This window comes from Streptomyces sp. NPDC001100 (assembly GCF_053598575.1).
Window position 1 is genome coordinate 180,689 of the sequence record NZ_JBSFKO010000012.1, and the last position, 20,161, is coordinate 200,849.

The window sequence follows — 20,161 nt, forward strand, 5'->3', positions numbered from 1 at the left end:
GGGTGACGCCACAGGCCGAGGCGGTCCCGGTTCCACCGCCACGGCCCCACCAGGCACGCTTCAGTGGTGTGGACCAATAAACCTCCGATCGGTCCGTCAACTCGCTGTTTCCGCAGGCCACATGGGCTTTCATGCGCCGTTGACGGGTGCCGACCGGCGCTGATAGACACACTCTTCAACCCAGCCCGGCGTCACCTGGTCAAGCGCGAGGTCAGGACCATGAGCACTCAGGACCGGAACGGCACAGAGCACTCACGCCCCAGAAGACCGCGGTCCCGCCGCTTACACCGGCTGGTGGCCGGAGCATCCGGCGCCCTGGCCCTCACGGCGGCTCTCGCCACCCCCCTCAACCCGGCACCGCAGCAGGCCGAGGCCAAGGCGAACAAGAGCGACAAGGTCCTCACCGTCGCCGTCGCGCAGAGCGTGGACTCCTTGAGCCCGTTCCTGGCACAGCGCCTGGTCAGCACGAGCATCGGCCGGCTGATGTACGACTACCTCACCAACTACGACCCCAAGGACAACCACACGATCCCGGGTCTGGCCACCAAGTGGACGTCGTCGCCGGACAAGCTGACCTGGACGTACACGATCCGCTCGAACTCCACGTGGTCCGACGGGCAGCAGGCCACCGCCGAGGACGCGGCCTGGACGTTCAACAAGATGATGACCGACCCGGGCGCCGCCACCGCCAACGGCAGCTTCGTCACCAACTTCGCCAAGGTCACCGCCCCCAGCCCCACCCAGCTGGTCATCCAGCTGAAGAAGCCGCAGGCCACGATGACCGCGCTCGACGTGCCGATCGTGCCCGAGCACATCTGGTCGAAGGCCGGCGACCTCTCCAAGTTCAACAACGACAAGACCTTCCCGATCGTCGGCAACGGTCCGTTCGTCCTCACCAGCTACAAGCCCGACAGCTATGTCCGCCTCAAGGCCAACAAGTCCTTCTGGCGCGGGGCACCGAAGTTCGACGAACTCCTCTTCCGCTACTACAAGGACCAGGACGCGGCGGTGGCCGCCCTGCGCAAGGGCGAGGTCTCCTTCGTCGCCGGCTCCCCCTCCCTGACCCCCGCCCAGGCCGCCTCCCTCAAGGGCGAGCAGAACATCAAGGTCAACGACGCCCCCGGCCGCCGCTTCTACGCCCTCGCCACCAACCCCGGCGCCCGGGCGAAGAACGGCAAGCACTTCGGCGACGGCGACCCGTCCCTGCTGGACGAGAACGTCCGGCACGCCCTGTTCATTGCGGTCGACCGCAAGACCCTGATCGACAAGGTGTTCCAGGGCCACGCCGTCGAGGGCCAGGGCTACATCCCGCCGCGCTTCTCGACGTACTTCTGGAAACCCTCGGCGAGCCAGGAACTCGCCTACGACCCGGCCAAGGCCGCCCAACTCCTCGACCAGGCGGGCTACAAGAAGAACGGCGACGGCAAACGGGTCGGCAAGGACGGCAAGCCGATCACCTACCGCATGCTGTGCCACGCCACCGACCCCAACGACAAGGCCGTCGGCCAGTACCTCAAGGAGTGGTGGGGCAAGCTCGGCATCGGTGTGACGCTCGACTGCCTCGACAACGTCACCGACCCCTGGCTCGCGGGCAAGTACGACCTCGCCTTCGACGGCTGGTCCGTCAACCCCGACCCGGACTTCGTGCTGTCCATCCACACCTGCGCGGCGCTGCCGGCGACCCCCAAGGACATCGGCGCCACCGACAACTTCATCTGCGACAAGACCTACGACAAGCTCTACGCCCAGCAGTTGGCAGAGTACGACCCGGCCAAGCGGGCGGACCTCGTCAAGCAGATGGAGTCACGGCTGTACGACCTCGGGTACATGAACGTCATGGCGTACCCGAACGCCGTCGAGGCCTACCGCACCGACCAGATCAAGTCCATCGAGACGATGCCCAGCGGCGGAGGCAACATCTACGGGCAGGACGGCTACTGGAGTTGGTGGTCGGCGGTGCCCGCGGCCTCCGACGGCTCGTCGTCCGGGGGGCTCTCGGGCGGCGCGATCACCGGCATCGTGGTCGGGGGGCTGGTCGTGATCGGCGCGGTGGTGCTGTTCGCGCTGCGGCGCCGGGCCACCGCCGAGGACCGGGAGTAGCAGGTGCGCGGATCCTCGACAGCTGTGCGTGGGACGGCAGTTCATGGCCGCTGACGTCACCTCGGTGCCGGTGGAGGAGACGGCCGGACCGGGAGCGGGCACCCGGTCCGGATACGTCCGCTACGTCGGCGGCAAACTGGGCGGCGCCGTCGTCTCGTTGCTCGCCGTGCTGGTCACCGGGTTCTTCCTGTTCCGGCTGATCCCGGGCGACCCGGTCAAGACGATGACCGGCGGCCGTCCGATCTCGGCCGCCCAACTGGCCGAGTACCGCCGGGAGTTCGGGCTCGACCTGCCGCTGTGGGAGCAGTTCACGGACTACTGCGGCAAGGCGCTCACCGGCGACCTCGGAACGTCGTACCAGTTCCGGGCACCTGTGATCGACAGGATCAGCGAGGCACTGCCGAACACGCTGCTGCTCACCGGGACCGCCTTCGTGCTGTACACCGCGCTCGGCATGTTCCTCGGCACCAGGTCGGCATGGCGCAACGGCAGTCTCTCCGACCGGCTCAACACCGGTCTGGCGCTGACCCTTTACTCCGTCCCGTCGTTCTGGCTCGGCCTGCTGCTGATCATCGTGTTCTCGGTGGGCGTGGGCCCGATCCCCGGGCTCTTCCCGACCGGCGGCATGGAGTCGGGCGGCAAGGAGGGCTTCGCGTACGTACTGGACGTGGCCCACCATCTCGTCCTGCCCGTGGTCACCTTGGTGGCGGTCGAGTACGGGCAGACCCTGCTGGTCACCCGCTCCGCGCTGCTCGACGAGATGGGCAGCGACTATCTGACGACCGCGCGGGCCAAGGGACTTCGGGACGACCTGGTCCGGCGCCGGCATGCCGTGCCGAACGCACTGCTGCCCACCGTCACCCTCGTCTTCGTCAACCTCGGCCGGACGGTCGCGGGCGTGATCCTGGTGGAGACGGTCTTCTCCTGGCCCGGCCTGGGCGGCCTGTTCTACCAGGCCCTCAGCGTGCCCGATCTGCCCCTGGTCCAGGGCCTGTTCCTCTTCTTCGCCGCGGCGGTGATCGTCATGAACACACTGGCAGACCTCGTCTATCCGCTGCTCGACCCCCGGGTGGGCCGATGACGACCGAGGCCACTCCCCCGGCCGCCGAGACCACTCCCCCGGCGGCCCCGGCCGGCCCGCGCGCCCTCGCCCGGCAGCGCCGCCGCCGGTCCGCCGTACGGTTCTGGGCGCGGTACCGCACCCACCGCGCGGGACTGGTCGGCCTGGCAGCGCTCGGCCTGTTCGCGCTGGTCGCGCTCACCGCGCCGCTGACGGTCGGCTCGGACGTGTCGAGCGTGACCGACGCGCCGGGCCGGCCCCTGGAGAGTCCGAGCGCCCAATTCCCGCTGGGCACCGACCAGTTCGGCCGCAACCTGCTGGGTCTCGTCATCTGGGGCGCGCGGGTCTCGCTGCTCGTCGGGCTGCTCGCGGCGGTGCTGTCGGTGGCGATCGGCGCGGTGGTCGGGATCACCGCCGGGCACTTCCGGGGCGCGTACGGGACCGTGCTGATGCGGGTCACCGACTGGTTCCTGGTGATGCCGACGCTGGTGCTCGCCATCGCGCTGGCCACCGTCATGTCCCGCTCCCTGGGCACGGTGATCCTCGCGATCGGCGTGACCACCTGGCCGACCACGGCCCGGCTGGTGCGGGCGCAGACGCTGGCGGTGGAGTCACGGCCGTACATCGAACGGGCCCGGGCGCTCGGCGGCGGGCACTGGCACGTGATGTCCCGGCACGTGCTGCCCAACGTGATGCCGCTGGTCCTGGCGCAGACGACCCTGATGGTCTCCTCGTCCATCCTCGCCGAGGCGACCCTCGCCTTCCTGGGACTCGGCGATCCGACGGTGGTGTCGTGGGGCGGCCTGCTCCAGGACGCCCGGGAGGCGGGCGCGGTGAGTGCCGGGGACTGGTGGTACCTGGTACCGCCCGGCATCGCGATCGCCGTGGTCGCGCTGGCGTTCACGCTGTGCGGGCGCGCGGTGGAGTCCGTCCTCAACCCCCGGCTGGGGGTGGCGGGTTGACCCTCCTGGAGGTCCGGAACCTCGAAGTGACGTACCCCGGCGGCATCGCAGCCGTGCGGGGCGTCGACCTGTCCCTGACGGCAGGCCGGAAAGTGGGCGTGGCAGGCGAGTCGGGCTCCGGCAAGTCCACCCTGGCGCTCGCGCTGCTACGGCTGCTGCCGCCGGGAACTCGGGTCTCCGGGGAGATCCTGCTGAACGGCGAGGACGTGCTGACGATGCGGTGGGGCCGGGTGCGGGCGGTCCGCTGGGCCGGTGCCTCGATCGTCTTCCAGGGCGCGATGCACTCCCTCAACCCCGTGCACCGCATCGGCGACCAGATCGCCGAACCGGTGCTGCTCCACCAGGGCGCGACGGCGGCGCAGGCCAAACGGCGGGCCGGGGAACTCCTGGAACAGGCCGGGCTGCCGGCCGCCCGCGCGAACGCGTACCCGCACGAACTCTCCGGCGGCCAGCGGCAGCGCGTCATGATCGCGATGGCGCTCGCCTGCGATCCGCGGCTGATCATCGCCGACGAGCCCACCACGGCACTCGACGTGATGATCCAGGCCCAGATCCTCGGCCTGATCCAGGGCCTCGTCACCGACCAGGACGTGGGCCTGATCATGATCAGCCACGACCTCGCGGTCCTCGCCGACAGCTGCGACCGCCTCGTCGTCATGTACGCGGGCCGCGTGATCGAGGAGGGCCCCGCCCGGCAGGTCCACGAGAACGCCCTCCACCCCTACGCCAAGGCCCTGTCGGCCTCCTTCCCGCACATCGGCGACCCGGCCTCCCGCTTCGCTCCCCGCGGCCTGGCCGGCGACCCGCCCGACCCCTCGGCGCTCCCCTCCGGCTGCGCCTTCCATCCGCGCTGCGCCGAGGCGTTGGAGGTGTGCGCGAGCGAGGACCAGTTCCTCCGGGAGGCCGGTCGGGGGCGGCGGGCGGCCTGTGTGCATGTGCCGGTACCGGCCGGCGACAGCGCCCGGGGCCACGACACGAGGAGCGCGTCATGACCACACCGGCGGCGCCCCTGCTCAGCGCGCAGGGGCTGCACGTGGCCTTCCCGGGACGGCGCGGCGGTGCGCCCGCCCGGGCCGTGGACGGGGTCGACCTGGACATCCGGCCGGGGGAAGTCGTCGCCCTCGTCGGTGAGTCCGGGTGCGGTAAGACGACGCTGGCCCGCTCGCTGCTGGGGCTGGTGCCGCCGACCGGGGGGCGCGTCACCTTCGACGGAAAGCCCCTGCAGTACTCCTCACGGGCCCTCAAGGCCTATCGCCGACGGGTGCAGCTCGTCCTCCAGGACCCGAGCGGGTCGCTCAACCCACGGCACACGGTGTACGACGCGGTGGCCGAGGGGCTGCGCATCCACGGGGGCGTCGGTGACGAACAGGCCGTGGTCGCACGGGCGTTGAGCCGGGCCGGGCTCCGGCCGCCCGAGCGGTTCTTCCTGCGCTATCCGCACGAGCTGTCCGGCGGTCAGCGGCAGCGCGTGGTGATCGCCGGTGCCCTCGTCCTGGAACCCGAACTCCTCGTCGCCGACGAGCCGGTGGCCTCCCTGGACGCCTCCGTGCGCGGCGAGATCCTGGCCCTGCTGCTGCGGCTGCGCACCGAACTCGGCCTGGCCGCACTGGTGGTGACCCATGACCTGGGGCTGGCGTGGAACATCGCCGACCGGGTCGCGGTGATGTACCTGGGCCGGATCGTGGAGACGGGGGACGCCGAGCAGGTGCTGACGGCACCCCGACACCCGTACACCCAGGCGCTGTTGTCGGTGCTGCCGGAGGCGCCGGGCGCTCCCGTGGTGCTGTCCGGCGAGCCCCCGGACCCGTCCCGCATTCCGAGCGGCTGCCGGTTCCGGGTGCGCTGCCAGATCCTCGCGAGCGGGGAGGCTGAGCGGGCGGGGGTGGCGCACCGGTGCCGGACCGAGGACCTGGAGGTGCTGGGCGGCGGGGGCGAGGCTCAGGTGGCCTGCCATTGGGCACGGGTGCCCGACCCCGCCGTATGAGATCGCCGTCCGGAAACGCCGGTTCCCGGCACCGTCGTGCAGTGCCGGGAACCAGTGGTGGCCGGATGGATCAGGCCGCGTGCACCACGTCCTTGACCTCGGCGAAGTGGCACGCCGACTCGTGGGCCGCCGGGGTGTCGGACCCCTTGAAGCGCTCCGGGATCGCGAGCAGCGGCTCCTCCTGCGCGCACTTGTCCTGGGCCTTCCAGCAGCGGGTGCGGAAGCGGCAGCCGGACGGCGGGTTGGCCGGGGAGGGCACGTCACCGGTGAGGATGATCCGCTCGCGGTGCTCGCGGGCCTCCGGGTCCGGCACGGGTACGGCCGACAGCAGCGCCTGGGTGTAGGGGTGCGTCGGGTACTCGTAGATCTGCTCGTCGGTGCCGACCTCGGCCATCTTGCCGAGGTACATCACGCCCACCCGGTCCGAGATGTGCCGGACGATGGACAGGTCGTGCGCGATGAAGATGTAGGAGAGGTTGAACTCGTCCTGCAGTCGCGCCATCAGGTTGATGACCTGTGCCTGCACCGACACGTCGAGCGCGGAGACCGGCTCGTCGCAGATGATGACCTCGGGGTTGAGCGCGAGGCCGCGGGCGATGCCGATGCGCTGGCGCTGGCCGCCCGAGAACTGGTGCGGGTAGCGGTTGATGTACTCCGGGTTGAGACCCACGACGTCCAGGAGGTCCTTCACCTTCTGGCGACGGTCCCCTTTCGGGGCCACCTCGGGGTGGATGTCGAAGGGCTCGCCGATGATGTCGCCCACCGTCATACGGGGGTTGAGCGAGGTGTACGGGTCCTGGAAGATCATCTGGATGTTCCGGCGGACGGCCTTGAGGGCCCTGCCGGACAGCCGGGTGATGTCCTGGCCCTTGTAGAAGACCTCGCCGGCCGTCGGCGTCTCCAGGCTCATCAGGAGCTTGGCGACCGTCGACTTGCCGCAGCCGGACTCGCCCACGATGCCCAGGGTCTCGCCCTGGTGCAGGTCGAAGGAGACCCCGTCGACGGCCTTCACGGCGCCGATCTGGCGTTTGATCACGATCCCCTGGGTCAGCGGGAAGTGTTTGACCAGGTTGCGCACCTGGAGGATCGGCTCGCCCCGCTCGACGTTCGCGTCGAGAGCGGCGACCGCCTCCTCCTCCGAGTGCACCTCCGCCACCTCGACCTCGGAGACGTTGGGCATCGCGTCCTGGGGCTCGTCGGCCTTGGTCGGGTCAGCCATGGATCGTCTCCTTCCAGAAGTGGCACGCGCTGGCGCGGCCGGGCAGTTCCGTTCCGTCCGCCTCGGTCACCGGGACCAGCGGCGGGAACTCCGTACGGCAGATGTCCTGCGCCTTCTCGCAGCGCGGGTTGAAGGCACAACCGGCCGGTACCTTCAGCAGGTTGGGCGGCAGGCCCTGGATCGCGTAGAGCTCCTGGCCCTTCTGGTCCAGGCGCGGGATGGAGTCCAGCAGACCCCGGGTGTAGGGGTGGGCCGGGCGCTTGTACAGCTCGTGCACCGGTGCCGTCTCCACGATGCGGCCCGCGTACATCACCGCGATCTTGTCGGCGACGTCCGCGACCACACCGAGGTCGTGGGTGATGAGGATGAGCCCCATCCGGTACTCGCGCTGCAACTCCGCGAGCAGGTCCATGACCTGGGCCTGCACCGTCACGTCGAGGGCCGTGGTCGGCTCGTCGGCGATGATCAGGTCGGGCTCCAGGGCGAGCGCCATCGCGATCATGATGCGCTGGCGCATACCGCCGGAGAACTGGTGCGGGTAGTCGTTCACCCGCGCCGCGGCGGCCGGGATCTTCACCCGGTCCATCAGCTCGATGGACTTGGCCTTGGCCTGCTTGCGGGACATGCCCTGGTGCACCCGGAACATCTCGCCGAGCTGGAAGCCCACGCTGAGCACGGGGTTGAGCGAGGAGAGCGCGTCCTGGAAGATCATGGCGATCCGGGCGCCGCGCAGCTTGCGCCGCTCCTCGGCACCCATGGTCAGCATGTCCTGGCCGTAGAAACGGATCTCCCCCTGCGGGATCCGGGCCGGCGGCATGTCCAGGATGCCCATGATCGCCTGCGCGGTCACGGACTTGCCGGAGCCGGACTCGCCGAGCACGGCGAGCGTCTCTCCGGAGTCCACGGTGTAGTTGACGCCGTTGACGGCCTTGACCACACCCTCGCGGGTCTGGAACTCGACGTACAGATCGCGCACTTCGAGCAGTGGGCCGGTGTTGTCGTGGTCGCCTGGGCGCTGGCCCGGAACGGCGTCCGTCGGGTCGATGATGGTCACGTACGCCTCCCTCAGCGCATTTTGGGATCGAAGGCGTCGCGAACCACGTCGCCGAGCATGATGAAGGCCAGGACCGTGATGCTCAGGGCACCGGCCGGGAACATCAGCGCGTGCGGCGAGGTCAGGAACCTGTCCTGCGCGTCACTGATCATCACGCCCCAGGAGATGTTGGGGTACTGGATGCCGATGCCCAGGTAGGACAGGGCGGCCTCGGCGCTGATGTACACACCGAGGTTCATGGTGGTGATGACGATGACGGGGGCGAGCGTGTTCGGCAGGATGTGCCGGAACGCTATTCGCCAGGAGCCCGCGCCCAGTGCCCGCGCGGCCGTCACGTAGTCGTTGTACTTGTTGGCGATGACCTCGCCGCGCATGATCCGGAAGACCTGCGGCCAGCCGAGGATCGCCATGATGAACGACACCGACCAGACGTCGCCGCCGCCCCAGATGGACATGATCAGCAGACCGCCGACAATCAGCGGCAGACCCGCGAACACCTCGGTGATACGGGACAGCAGCGCGTCGGCCCAGCCGCCGATGAGACCGGCGAGCATGCCCACCAGACCACCGATCAGCGTGGTGGCGGTGGTGGTCACGACACCGACGACGATCGAGTTGCGGGTGCCGTAGACGGTCCGCGTGTAGATGTCGCAGCCCTGCACGTCGTAGCCGAAGAGGTGCCCGGAGGAGGGCCCGTTCATCGAGTTCTGCAGCTGGCAGAAGCCGTCGGTGAACGGGGAGCGCGCCGTGAACAGACTGGGCGCGATCGCCAGCGCGAGCAGGATCAGGATGATCAACGAGGTCACGATGAACATGGGCCGCTTGCGCAGATCCGCCCAGCCGTCCCTGAGCAGGCTCGCCTGCCGGGCCGCCGCCTTCTCCTCCGCCTCGATCTCCTTGGCGATGGTGGCCTCGTCGGTGGTGGGCCTTTCTATCGTCTTCTCACTCATAGCGGATCCTCGGGTCGAGCACGGCGTACAGCAGGTCTACGAGGAGGTTGGCGACCAGGTAGATCAGTACCAGGAGGGTCACCAGGCCGACCACGACGGGCCGCTCGCGCAGATAGATGGACTGGGCCAACTGACCGCCGATGCCGGGCATGTTGAACACGCGCTCGGTGATGATGGCGCCGCCCATGAGCGCGCCCAGGTCGAAGCCCAGGAAGGTGACGACCGGGATCAGGGAGTTGCGCATCGCGTGCACGCCGATGACCCGCCGCGTCGGAAGGCCCTTGGCGATCGCCGTACGGACGTAGTCGGCGCGGACCGACTCCCCCATGCTCGTCCGGACGAGCCGGGCGATGTACGCCATCGACGTCGAGGCGAGTACGAGGGCCGGGAGGATGTAGCTCTGCGGCCAACCGTGTTCGATGCCGGCGACCGGCGTGATCTTGAGGTTCACACCGAACTCCAGCTGCAGCACGGAGCCGAGCACGAAGACCGGGATCGAGATCAGGACCAGCGTCGAGATCAGCACGACGTTGTCGATGAACTTGCCCTTTTTCAGGGCGGAGAAGATACCAGCGACGATGCCGATGACAGCTTCGAGCGCGAAGGACGTCAGCCCCAGCTTCACCGTGACGGGGAACCGCTCGGAGACGATGTCGGAGATGGCACGCCCGTTGTACGTCTCACCGAGGTCACCGGTGGCGACACCGCTGATGTAGTGCCAGTACTGCTGGTACAACGGCTCGTCGAGGTGGTAGTGCGCGCGGAGGATCGCCGCGATGTTGGGGTCGGCGCGCTTGTCGCCGGCCAGTGCCTGGATCGGATCGCCGTGCAGCCAGAACACAAGGCAGAAGATGATGAACGTGACGCCTATCATCACAGGGATCACCTGTATGAGGCGCCGGGCGACGTATCGGCCCATGGGTACTCCAGGAGGGGATGCTCGACCCGACCGCGGCCGGGGGGAGGGCACGGTCGGACGGGAGACGGCAGCAGAAGTGAGCAGGGGAAGGCTATTCCTCCCCCTGCTCACCCCGTACTGCTGTGTCAGAACTGCTCAGAACCGGTTCAGCTGAGCTTGACCGTGTCCCACAGGATCTGGTGACCGGCGACCTTCATCGACTTGATCTTGTCGCTGAAGCCCGCGTTCATCGTGTAGAAGTACACCGGGATGTACGGCAGGTCCTTGAGCAGGACGTCGTCCGCCGCCTGGTACTTCTTGATGGCTTCCTCGTGCGTCGGGGCCTGGTCGCCCTGGACGAGCAGCTTCTCGAACGTCTCGTTCGTGTAGCCCGAGTAGTTGGAGCCGTTGGCGATGGCTTCCTTCGAGAAGACCGGACGGAGGTAGTCCTCCATGTCCGGGTAGTCCATGCTCCACGCCATACGGAACGCGCCCTGGTACTTCTTGGCGTCCAGGTCGTTGAGGATGGTCTGGAACTGCTCGAACGGCTTGGCCGTCACCTTGATGCCGAGAGCCTGCTGGATCTGGTTCGACACGGCCTCGACCCACTCCTTGTGGCCGCCGTCCGCGTTGTAGCCGATCTCCAGCGTGTTGCCCGGCAGACCACCGCTCTGCTTGTAGAGCTCCTTGGCCTTGGTCGGGTTGTACGTGCAGGACTCACCACAGGCGCCCTTGCGGTAGCCGTCGATGATCGGGCTGATGTAGTCGTCCGCGGGCGTACGGGCGCCGAGGAAGATCTTCGACGAGATCGTCGCGCGGTCGATCGACATCGAGATGGCCTTGCGGAGGTCCGCGTTCTGGAAGGCCTTGTTGTACTTGATCGGGAAGCCGATGTAGCCGACGGCCGAGTCGGCCTCGTCGATGTAACGGCCGTTCAGGTCCTTGTGGTACGTCGGCAGACCCGAGGTCGGGATCGTCAGCAGGCTGTCGAGGTTGCCGGCGACAAGGTCCTTGTACGCGGTGTCCTGGTTCGAGTAGATCTTGAAGTTGACACCCTTGACCTCGATCTTCGAGGCGTCGGGGAACTTGTCGTACTTGACGGTGTCGATTTCCTGGTTGTGCTTGAACGTACCGCTCATCTTGAACGGGCCGTTGCCGATCGGGGCCTCGCCGAAGCCCTTCGGGTCCTTGAAGAACGCCTTGGGCAGCGGCACGAAGGCGGTGAAGGACAGCTGCGACGGGAAGGCCGAGAACGCGCCGTTCAGGGTGACCTGGAGGGTGCTGTCGTCAACGACCTTCAGACCGGACAGCTTGTCGGTCGTGGGCTTCTTGCCCTCGCCCGGGTTGAGGTCCGCGTAGCCCGCGATGTGGCTGAACAGCGGGTTGGTCTGCTGGGCGTTGGTCTGGTTCGCGCCGTAGTTCCACGCGTCGGCGAAGGACTGGGCGGTCACCTTCTCCCCGTTGTGGAAGGTGTAGCCGGACTTCAGCTTGATCGTCCAGACCTTGTTGTCCTTGGACTCGATCGACTCCGCCATGGCGTTGACGACCTTGTTGTCGGCGTCAAGCTTGGTCAGCCCCGTGAAGAGGGCGTTGATGACCTGGCCGCCCTCGGTCTCGTACGTGTTGGTCGGAACCAGGCTGTTCTGCGGTTCGCCGATCTCCACCGAGACGACGCCGTTGCCCTTGCTGCCGCCGGAGCTGTTGTCGTCACCGCCGCCGCCACAGGCCGTTGCGCCCAGCGCCACAACTGCGGCTATCGCAACCCACTTGGCGCTCTTGGCACCACGCATGGGGGCTCCTCCTCATGAGTCCAATGGTTCACCACATGGGGGAGCGCATGACACATCACCGTCACCGGTGCCTGAAATGGTCAAGTGCTCCCCGCGCTCGATGAGTCGCCGCCTACAGCGAGTGACCCGTGATCCGAGCTCTACGCGCCTAACTATCTGCCATGAGGCGGGACCGAACCATATTCACAAGGTCTCGGTTCGATCACACCTCGCGCGTACATCTTCCAAAATCCGGACAAAGGGTTTGGTGAAAGATCCCTGCGAAACGGACTTGTTACATATTTATCGGGCTTGAATGTCCGCATGCCGAACGCGGAGCGCGTGAAAATCCAGTTGCGGTTCAAAGACCGCTGTGCAGTCAACACGCCCCTCCGCCGGAGGCCGTCAAGGGCAGCCGACAGGGCATGGACAGGATCACGCCAACGGCAGAGTAGTGCGGATCCGCCAGCCTGTGCGGATTCCTGACCAGGACAAGGGATAACCCTGTATTCGGCCAAGCCTCCGCTTCACGTTCCGCCCACCACCAACTCGACCTCGAAGCCGTCCTCGTTCTCCAGATAGGCGGCGCAGTGATCCGGACCACCCGCGTGCGGATACCGCTCCGCGAACATCGAAGTCCAGCCATGCCGGGGTGCCGCCGCGACCAACGCGTCCAGTTCGGCGCGGCCACCGCGGACATGGAAGGCCAGGTGGTTCAGTCCCGGCCGCATCCGGTCGTGGCCGGCGGCCGGGCGCAGCGCCGGTGACTGCTCGATCACGACGTACGTCTCCCCCGTCCGCCAGCTCCGGCCCGCCGGCCAGTTCTGGTACGGCTCGCAGCCGAGGCGTTCCAGGAGCCACCCCCACTGCGGGGCCGCGCGCCCCAGGTCCGCGACCCACAACTCGACGTGGTGCAACAACACCCGCCGCCTCCTTCGTAGTTGAGAACCCGTCAAGAATGCAGGTGGTCCCGGCATGCCGGTGTGGCGGCTGTGGCAGGCTGAATCGGTGGTGGATCGGTCATTCGGGGACATGTCGCTTGCCGAGTTGTACGACGGGCTCAATCCGTGGGGTGCGGGGGACGACTTCTGTCTGGACCTGGTGATGTCCGCGCGGGCCGTGCTCGATGTGGGGTGCGGTACGGGGAAGTTGCTGCACCGGGCCCGGGGCCGGGGGCACCGGGGGCAGTTGACGGGGATCGATCCCGCCGCCGCCATGCTCGTTCAGGCGCGTCGGCGGGAACCCGGTGTCGAGTGGGTGCTCGGGGAGTTGCGGACCATCGCCTGGCGCGGCGAGTTCGACCTTGTCGTGATGACCGGGCACGCGTTCCAGGTCCTGGTTCAGGACGAGGAGTTGAGGGTCGCGCTGCGCGCGGTCCGGGACGCGCTGGCACCCGGCGGGCGGTTCGTGTTCGAGACGCGGAATCCGGCGGCCCGTGCCTGGGAGAGCTGGACGCCCGACCGCGTGCGCCTGCTCACCTGCCCGGACGGCGGCGTCGTAAAGGTGTGGCAGGAGGTCGAGACCGTGCCGGCCGCGGCGGACCGGGTGACGTTCACCGAGACCTTCGAGGGCGGGAGGTGGGCGCAGCCTCGGGTCAGCCGGTCGACCCTGCGGTTCCTGGACCGTGCCGCCCTGTCGAGGTTCCTCGCCGGGGCCGGGCTGGCGGTCGTCGAGCAGTACGGCGACTGGGAGCGGGGGCCGCTCACCTCCGCGAGTCCCGAGATCATCACCGTGGCGCGGCCGACGCACTGAGCCCGGGCACCCTCAAGGGGTGCCCGGGCTCAGTTGAGCTGTACCGGTGTGCGTCAGCCGTGCTTGGCGCGGCTCGCGGAGCGGCCGCGCTCCTTCTGGTCGAGGACGACCTTGCGGATGCGGACGGCCTCCGGGGTCACCTCGACGCACTCGTCGTCGCGGCAGAACTCCAGGGACTGCTCCAGGGAGAGCTTGCGCGGCGGCACGATCGCCTCGAAGGAGTCGGCGGCGGCCGAGCGCATGTTGGTGAGCTTCTTCTCCTTGGTGATGTTCACGTCCATGTCGTCGGCGCGCGAGTTCTCGCCGACGATCATGCCCTCGTACACCTCGGTGCCGGGGTCGGTGAACAGCACACCGCGCTCCTGGAGGTTCGTCATCGCGAACGCGGTGACGGCACCGGCGCGGTCGGCGACCAGCGAACCGTTGTTACGGGTCGTCAGCACACCGAACCACGGCTCGTGGCCCTCGTGGATGGAGTGGGCGATGCCCGTGCCGCGCGTCCCGGTGAGGAACTCGGTACGGAAGCCGATGAGACCGCGGGACGGGACGACGAACTCAAGGCGGACCCAGCCGGAGCCGTGGTTGGACATGTTGTCCATCCGGCCCTTGCGGACGCCCATGAGCTGCGTGACCGCGCCCATGTGCTCCTCGGGCACGTCGATCGTCATGCGCTCGACCGGCTCGTGCACCTTGCCGTCGATGATCTGCGTGACGACCTGCGGCTTGCCGATGGTCAGCTCGAAGCCCTCGCGGCGCATCTGCTCGACCAGGATGGCCAGCGCCAGCTCACCGCGGCCCTGGACCTCCCAGGCGTCGGGACGCTCGGTGTCGAGGACGCGCAGCGAGACGTTACCGATCAGCTCGCGGTCCAGGCGGTCCTTGACCTGCCGGGCGGTCACCTTGCGGTCCTTGACGGCCGCCTTCGCGGAGGCGCCCTTGCCGGTGCCGCCGCGGCCGACCAGCGGCGAGGTGTTCGTACCGATGGTCATGGAGATCGCCGGCTCGTCGACCGTGATGAGCGGCAGCGCGATCGGGTTCTCGGGGTCGGCGAGGGTCTCGCCGATCATGATGTCCGGGATACCGGCGACCGCGCAGATGTCACCCGGGCCCGCCATCTCGGCCGGCTTGCGGGTGAGCGCCTCGGTCATCAGCAGCTCGGTGATGCGCACGTTGGACATGGTGCCGTCGCGCTTGATCCACGTGACGGTCTGGCCCTTCCGCAGCTCGCCCTGCTCGACGCGGAGCAGCGCGATACGGCCGAGGAAGTTGTCGGCGTCCAGGTTGGTGACGTGCGCCTGGAGCGGGGCGGCCTCGTCGTACTCGGGGGCCGGGACGTGCGACAGGATCGTGGAGAAGAAGGGCTCCAGGCTGTCGCTGTCCTGCGGGACGGTGCCGTTCTCCGGCTTGGTCAGCGAGGCGACGCCGTCACGCGCACAGGCGTAGACGATCGGGAACTCGATCTGCTCCTCGTCGGCGTCCAGGTCCAGGAAGAGGTCGTAGGTCTCGTTGACGACCTCGTCGATCCTGGAGTCCGGGCGGTCCGTCTTGTTGATGCAGAGGATGACGGGCAGGCGCTGCTGGAGCGCCTTGCGCAGCACGAAACGGGTCTGCGGCAGCGGGCCCTCGGAGGCGTCGACGAGCAGCACCACCGCGTCCACCATCGACAGACCGCGCTCGACCTCGCCACCGAAGTCGGCGTGGCCCGGGGTGTCGATGATGTTGATGGTGATGACATCGCTGCCATCCTTCGGGTGGTACTTCACGGCCGTGTTCTTGGCCAGGATCGTGATGCCCTTCTCACGCTCCAGATCGTTCGAGTCCATCATGCGGTCGTCGAGCGATTCGGCGGCGTGCGCGGCGAAGGCACCGGCCTGCTTCAGCATGGCGTCGACGAGGGTCGTCTTCCCGTGGTCGACGTGGGCGACGATGGCGACGTTGCGGATGTCGTGGCGCGTGGCCATATTGCGGCGTACTCCCGGAGAGTGAGGAAGGCCTGCGCGTACGTCAGTGTTACGCGGACCCTGCCGGGCTGGACACGCCACGGCCTTACCCCATCGTACGTGGCGTACGGGGAAGGGGCCTCCGCAGGGCCTTACGGGCGGGGGCGGGAGGGGTCAGGCGGGCTCCCCCGCCGCGGTTCCGGTCGGGCACAGCCGCAGCCCCGCGGTGCGTCCCGCGTCGTCGTCGGAGGGCTGGGAGCAGGGCAGGAACCCCACCCCGACCGTCTCCCAGGTCAGCACATGGCCGCGCACCGGAACGTTGTACCCACAGCTGTAAGTGAAGTCGGCCTCAATGAGGCTGATCGATCCCCAGGAGTAGTACGGGCCCTCCAGATCCCCGGTGTCCAGGAAGTACTGCGACCGCTGGGGCCGCATCACCTCCGTCGGGTCGGCCAGGGGACTGTCCGTCTTGAGCCGGTCGCCCAGCGCCTCGACCACGCGGGCCGCGCCGACGCCCCTGGGCACGCGGGACACGGTGACCCGGTAGACGGTGTCGTCGACGGGCTTCAGGCTCGACTCGTAGTGCTCGGTCCCCTTCGGGAAGGTGACCGGGTCCGCGAGCGCGGTCAGCTTCTGCCTGCGCTGGATCCCGGACCACTGATACGTCCCGTGCCCGCAGATCGTGGCCGCCCCGGCGGCGGTCCGGCCGTCGTCGGTGGCCGCGGCTCCACAGCCGGCCGTGCCCAGCATCACCACCGCGGTCAACGCCGCGCCCCGACCCCGCACAACCCACCCCCGTACGACGACCGCCGCCCCGCATCACCTGCGGGACGGCGGCGCTGCTCGTCATGTTCGCGCGATGCTAACCCTTGGACGGACTCGCCGAGGGGTGGGCCCCCTTCTTCAGGAAGCCCATGTCCTCGTAGACCGGGGTCTGGAAGCCGAAGGAGCCCGCGTTGACGACGGTCTTTCGGACGGCGGTGAGCTGGGGGCGCTGGTAGAGGGGGATGGAGCCGGCCGCGGCCCAGATGCGGGCGTCGGCCTTGCGGACCAGGGCGGCGGACTCGTCCTCGTCGAGGGTGGAGACGGCCTGGTCGAAGAGCTGGTCGACCTGGTCGGTGCCGACGCGGGTGTAGTTCTGCTCGACGTTCAGGGAGCCGTCGGCGGCCGGGACCGGCTTGGCGAAGATCGGCCGGGCGTCGGTGGCGGGGTAGGCGGACGCGGGCCAGGAGTAGAGGGCCAGGTCGTACTGGCCGGACGCGATGTGGTCCTTGAAGTAGCTGTCGTCGGAGACCTTGGTGATCTCGGTGCGGATGCCGACCTTCTCCAGCATCCGGGAGATGCTGTCGGCGACCGCGCTCAGCGACTCCGAGCCGGTCCCGGAGGGGAGCACGAAGCGGAGGGTGAGCGGCTTGCCGTCCTTGGCGAGCGTCCCGGTCTTCGCGCCGGCGGGGGCGGCCGTGCCCTTCGGGGCGTACGCGCCGGGCGCCCCGCCCTGCTTCACCTTGCGGCCGTCGTACTGCTTGCCGTCGGCGAGGTGCTTGGAGCCCTCGTCGCCGTGCCCGTGCTTCCTGGTGTGGTCCTGGGGGTCCTTGTTGTCCTCGCCCACGATGTACTGCCCGTCGGAGCCGCCCTCCGACTCGTCGTCCTTCTTGCCCTTCCTGCCCTCGGCGCCGGCCGCCTTCTCACCCTTCTCCTTCACCGGTCCGCCGGCCACCCAGCCCGCGTCGGTGAGCAGCGCCTGCGCCTCCGCGGTGTCGTGGTCGCCGAGCGCGCCGCTGTTGTCGGCGTAGGCGGCCTGCCCGGAGAGCGCGAGGTGGCTGCCGACGGGTACGGCGGGCAGGCCCAGCGGGGTGAGGACGACCTTGGCGAGCGCCTCCCGGTCGAGCGCGCGGGCCACGGCACGCCGGACGCGTTCGTCGGCGAGGGGGCCCTCGGAACCGTTGAGGGCGAGCTGTGTGTAGGCGGGCTCGAAGGAGCGGCGGACGGTGAAGGCACGCAACTCGTCCTGCTGGCGCAGGTACTTGGCGAGCGCCTTGCGCTCCTTCTTGCTGAGCTTCTTCGTCTCCTTGGGGCTCTCGCCCTTGTTCTCGTCCTTGCTCTCCGTGTCGCCCGTGGCGCTCGCGCTCGCCCCCTGGAGCGGGGTGCCGGTGCCCCTGGCGCGGCCCGCGAGCGCGATCCGGCTCGCGTCGGCGGGGTCGACCGCGGCCAGGTCGACGGTGCCGTCGGCGAGCGCGGCGGCCCGCTTGTCCAGCGGTACGGCGGCCAGCACGAGCTGGGAGAGCTTCGCGGGCCGGCCCCACCAGTGCGGGTTGCGGGCGAGGACGATCTCCTTGTCCTTGCGGTCGACCTTCTGCACCCCGAAGGCGCCGGCGGTGACCTTCAGCTTGCGGCGCGCCCCGTCGTTGAAGGCGTCCGGGGTGCCCATGACGTCCTTGGGGTACAGCGGCGAGAACAGTGACTTCCAGTCGGCGTACGGCCTGCTGAAGGTGACCTTGACCTCAAGGTTGTTGGCGCCGCGGTCGATCTTCTCGATGCGGTCGTAGCCGGCGTTGCGGGCGGTCCAGTACGCGGAGTCCTTGCCGGACAGGGCGCGCCACTGGGCGGCGAAGTCGGCGGCGCCGATCTCGCGGCCGTCGCTCCACACGGCCTGCTGGTCGAGCTTGTAGAGGACGACCTGCTTGGGCGAGGTGTCGACGACCTTCGCGGACTCCAGGTAGTCGGCGTCGCGCTGCGGGCGGCCCTGCGCGTCGAGCCGGAACATGGCGGGCAGGACGGCCTGGGCGACGCGGGTGGTGGCGTCGTCGGCGTCCGACTGGAAGGCGTTGAGGGTCTCGGGTACGTCGTCGACGGCCCAGCGCAGGGTGCCGCCGTCGGCGACCAGGTCACGCGCGACGGGCGCGATGTCCTGTGCGGCCAGCGGCTTGCCCGACTCGTCCGCGGAGCTGCACGCCGAGAGGGTGGGCACCGCGAGCGCGCCCGCGGTGAGGAAGGCGACCGAGCGCATGACCGCGCGCAGTCCGACGCCGTCGTGGGACATCACTGCTACCTCCGGTAAGCCGCGGGCTCTGATCGCTTTTGGTGGTATATGGAGCTGATCAGATCTATGCGGCCACTGAAGAGGAAACGGTTCGGCCCCGTGGGGCGACACGGCGAGGGGCGCCGGGAAGCCCACCCGTGCGGCGCAATGTTCGAATCTGCCCCCGTACACACCAACGCACCCCGGCCAATCCGTGCACACCGCTTCCCACCGGCCGGTGTGGCGCGCAACACTCGCAGGCGCATGAACGTTGCCGTCCAGGGCCGACGCCCACGGAAGTGAGGTCACGTCATGTCCGTGCACGACGAACTGACGTCAGTTCAACGCTGTCTCGAAGACCTGTTCAGGTCCGTGGGACGGCTGGAACAGCAATTCGGCAGCGGCGGCCTGGAGATGCGCAGGATCAAGGCCGACGCCGACCGCCTGCGCGAGAGCGTCGCGCTGCTGCGCGACGCCGCACCAGGGATCGAGCGCCCCAAGCGCCCCGATCTCGTCCCCATCTCCGACACCCCCTACGACAACACCCTGTGGACGGATACGGACGACGAAGGACTCGGCGCCCATCACCGCCACGCACCCTGAACCGACCGGAGTCCTGAGTTGGCCACTGGTACGGAACCCCATCCGAACAGCGGCGGCGTACGCACCGGTACGCGCGCCGCCATCGACGCCCCGCATCTGCGGACCGACCGCTGGTGGCTGGCCCCGGCCGTCACCGCCGCCGGACTGCTCGCCTTCGTCGTCTACTCGACCTGGCGGGCCTTCGCGGACTCGAACTACTACTCGGCGCCCTACGTCTCCCCGTTCTACTCGCCCTGCCTCGCGGAGCGGTGCAGAACCATGCACGCGGGCCCGAACGCCGATCTCTTCGGGAGCTGGTGGGGCATCTCGCCCGCCATCATCATCCTGATCTTCCCGCTCGGCTTCCGCCTCACCTGCTACTACTACCGCAAGGCCTACTACCGCGGCTTCTGGGCCTCTCCCCCGGCCTGCGCGGTGGCCGAGCCGCACAAGAAGTACTCCGGCGAGACCCGCTTCCCGCTGATCCTGCAGAACGTCCACCGGTACTTCTTCTACGCGGCGCTCCTGGTGGCGGGCACGCTCACCTACGACACCGTGCTGACCTTCCGCGACGAGCACTACCACTGGGGCCACATGGGCCTGGGCACCCTCGTCTTCGTGGCCAACATCGTGCTGATCTGGGCGTACACCCTCTCCTGCCACTCCTGCCGGCACATCGTCGGCGGCAAGCTCAAGCACTTCTCCAAGCATCCCGTGCGCTACCGGGCCTGGCAGTTCGTCGGGAAACTGAACAACCGTCACATGCAGCTGGCCTGGGCGTCGTTGATCAGTGTCGCGCTCGCGGACTTCTACGTGTACCTGGTCGCCTCAGGAGCCTTCAATGATCCGCGCTTCTTTTAGATTGGCAGGGG

General features: G+C 68.7%; 17 protein-coding genes. 8 read left to right on the plus strand and 9 right to left on the minus strand.

The window, feature by feature from the left end; all coding sequences use genetic code 11:
• Nucleotides 1-219 precede the first annotated feature (219 nt).
• From ACWDEW_RS19760 to ACWDEW_RS19780, 5 genes are read left to right on the plus strand one after another with little or no spacing between them, the layout of a single operon-like run.
• Nucleotides 220-2,100: an ABC transporter substrate-binding protein gene (locus ACWDEW_RS19760; protein ID WP_450514237.1), complete on the plus strand. Its 1,881-nt coding sequence runs from the start codon at nt 220-222 to the stop codon at nt 2,098-2,100.
• 43 nt (nt 2,101-2,143) lie between these two features.
• Nucleotides 2,144-3,181 carry an ABC transporter permease gene (locus ACWDEW_RS19765; protein WP_450514238.1) on the plus strand — a complete coding sequence of 346 codons (1,038 nt, stop codon included), beginning with the start codon at nt 2,144-2,146 and terminating at the stop codon, nt 3,179-3,181.
• The gene (locus ACWDEW_RS19770) at nt 3,178-4,122 is read left to right on the plus strand and encodes an ABC transporter permease (protein WP_450514239.1); all 945 of its coding nucleotides are present in this window, start codon (nt 3,178-3,180) and stop codon (nt 4,120-4,122) included. Before ACWDEW_RS19765 ends, ACWDEW_RS19770 begins: the two co-directional genes overlap by 4 nt.
• Entirely contained in the window at nt 4,119-5,114 is a 996-nt protein-coding gene (locus ACWDEW_RS19775) for an ABC transporter ATP-binding protein (RefSeq protein WP_450514240.1), read from the plus strand. The genes ACWDEW_RS19770 and ACWDEW_RS19775 overlap by 4 nt, the downstream gene beginning before the upstream one ends.
• Entirely contained in the window at nt 5,111-6,106 is a 996-nt protein-coding gene (locus tag ACWDEW_RS19780; protein WP_450514241.1) for an ABC transporter ATP-binding protein, read from the plus strand. Before ACWDEW_RS19775 ends, ACWDEW_RS19780 begins: the two co-directional genes overlap by 4 nt.
• Nucleotides 6,107-6,176: 70 nt before the next feature.
• Here ACWDEW_RS19780 and ACWDEW_RS19785 read toward each other — a convergent pair whose 3' ends face one another.
• The 6 genes from ACWDEW_RS19785 to ACWDEW_RS19810 form a co-directional block, all read right to left on the minus strand.
• Complete coding sequence (locus ACWDEW_RS19785) at nt 6,177-7,325, minus strand: ABC transporter ATP-binding protein (protein WP_450514242.1); 1,149 nt, start codon at nt 7,323-7,325, stop codon at nt 6,177-6,179.
• The gene (locus tag ACWDEW_RS19790) at nt 7,318-8,379 is read right to left on the minus strand and encodes an ABC transporter ATP-binding protein (RefSeq protein ID WP_450514243.1); all 1,062 of its coding nucleotides are present in this window, start codon (nt 8,377-8,379) and stop codon (nt 7,318-7,320) included. The genes ACWDEW_RS19785 and ACWDEW_RS19790 overlap by 8 nt, the downstream gene beginning before the upstream one ends.
• An 11-nt stretch (nt 8,380-8,390) precedes the next feature.
• Nucleotides 8,391-9,329 (minus strand): ABC transporter permease, encoded by a 939-nt coding sequence (locus ACWDEW_RS19795; protein ID WP_450514244.1) that lies wholly within the window; start codon nt 9,327-9,329, stop codon nt 8,391-8,393.
• Entirely contained in the window at nt 9,322-10,248 is a 927-nt protein-coding gene (locus ACWDEW_RS19800) for an ABC transporter permease (protein ID WP_450514245.1), read from the minus strand. Before ACWDEW_RS19800 ends, ACWDEW_RS19795 begins: the two co-directional genes overlap by 8 nt.
• Nucleotides 10,249-10,394: 146 nt before the next feature.
• Nucleotides 10,395-12,017, minus strand: a complete 1,623-nt coding sequence (locus ACWDEW_RS19805; RefSeq protein ID WP_450514246.1) for a peptide ABC transporter substrate-binding protein — start codon at nt 12,015-12,017, stop codon at nt 10,395-10,397.
• Nucleotides 12,018-12,523: 506 nt separating this feature from the next.
• Nucleotides 12,524-12,919, minus strand: coding sequence for a VOC family protein (locus ACWDEW_RS19810; RefSeq protein ID WP_450514247.1), 396 nt, complete (start codon nt 12,917-12,919; stop codon nt 12,524-12,526).
• Between the two features lie 85 nt (nt 12,920-13,004).
• Here ACWDEW_RS19810 and ACWDEW_RS19815 point away from each other — a divergent pair, with 85 nt between their 5' ends.
• Nucleotides 13,005-13,748 (plus strand): class I SAM-dependent methyltransferase, encoded by a 744-nt coding sequence (locus ACWDEW_RS19815; RefSeq protein ID WP_450514248.1) that lies wholly within the window; start codon nt 13,005-13,007, stop codon nt 13,746-13,748.
• 53 nt (nt 13,749-13,801) lie between these two features.
• Here the strand turns inward: ACWDEW_RS19815 and typA are convergent, their stop codons facing one another.
• The 3 genes from typA to ACWDEW_RS19830 all read right to left on the minus strand — a co-directional run bounded on the left by typA (nt 13,802) and on the right by ACWDEW_RS19830 (nt 18,728).
• Entirely contained in the window at nt 13,802-15,709 is a 1,908-nt protein-coding gene (typA, locus tag ACWDEW_RS19820) for a translational GTPase TypA (RefSeq protein WP_450514249.1), read from the minus strand.
• A gap of 153 nt (nt 15,710-15,862) precedes the next feature.
• Complete coding sequence (locus ACWDEW_RS19825; RefSeq protein ID WP_450514300.1) at nt 15,863-16,444, minus strand: hypothetical protein; 582 nt, start codon at nt 16,442-16,444, stop codon at nt 15,863-15,865.
• 106 nt (nt 16,445-16,550) lie between these two features.
• Nucleotides 16,551-18,728 carry an ABC transporter family substrate-binding protein gene (locus ACWDEW_RS19830; RefSeq protein WP_450514250.1) on the minus strand — a complete coding sequence of 726 codons (2,178 nt, stop codon included), beginning with the start codon at nt 18,726-18,728 and terminating at the stop codon, nt 16,551-16,553.
• Between the two features lie 291 nt (nt 18,729-19,019).
• On the opposite strand from ACWDEW_RS19830, the gene ACWDEW_RS19835 reads away from it, so the two are divergent.
• Together ACWDEW_RS19835 and ACWDEW_RS19840 are read left to right on the plus strand one after the other, a co-directional pair.
• Nucleotides 19,020-19,310, plus strand: a complete 291-nt coding sequence (locus ACWDEW_RS19835) for a hypothetical protein (RefSeq protein ID WP_450514251.1) — start codon at nt 19,020-19,022, stop codon at nt 19,308-19,310.
• Between the two features lie 18 nt (nt 19,311-19,328).
• Nucleotides 19,329-20,150, plus strand: coding sequence for a hypothetical protein (locus ACWDEW_RS19840; protein ID WP_450514252.1), 822 nt, complete (start codon nt 19,329-19,331; stop codon nt 20,148-20,150).
• Nucleotides 20,151-20,161: the final 11 nt, after the last annotated feature.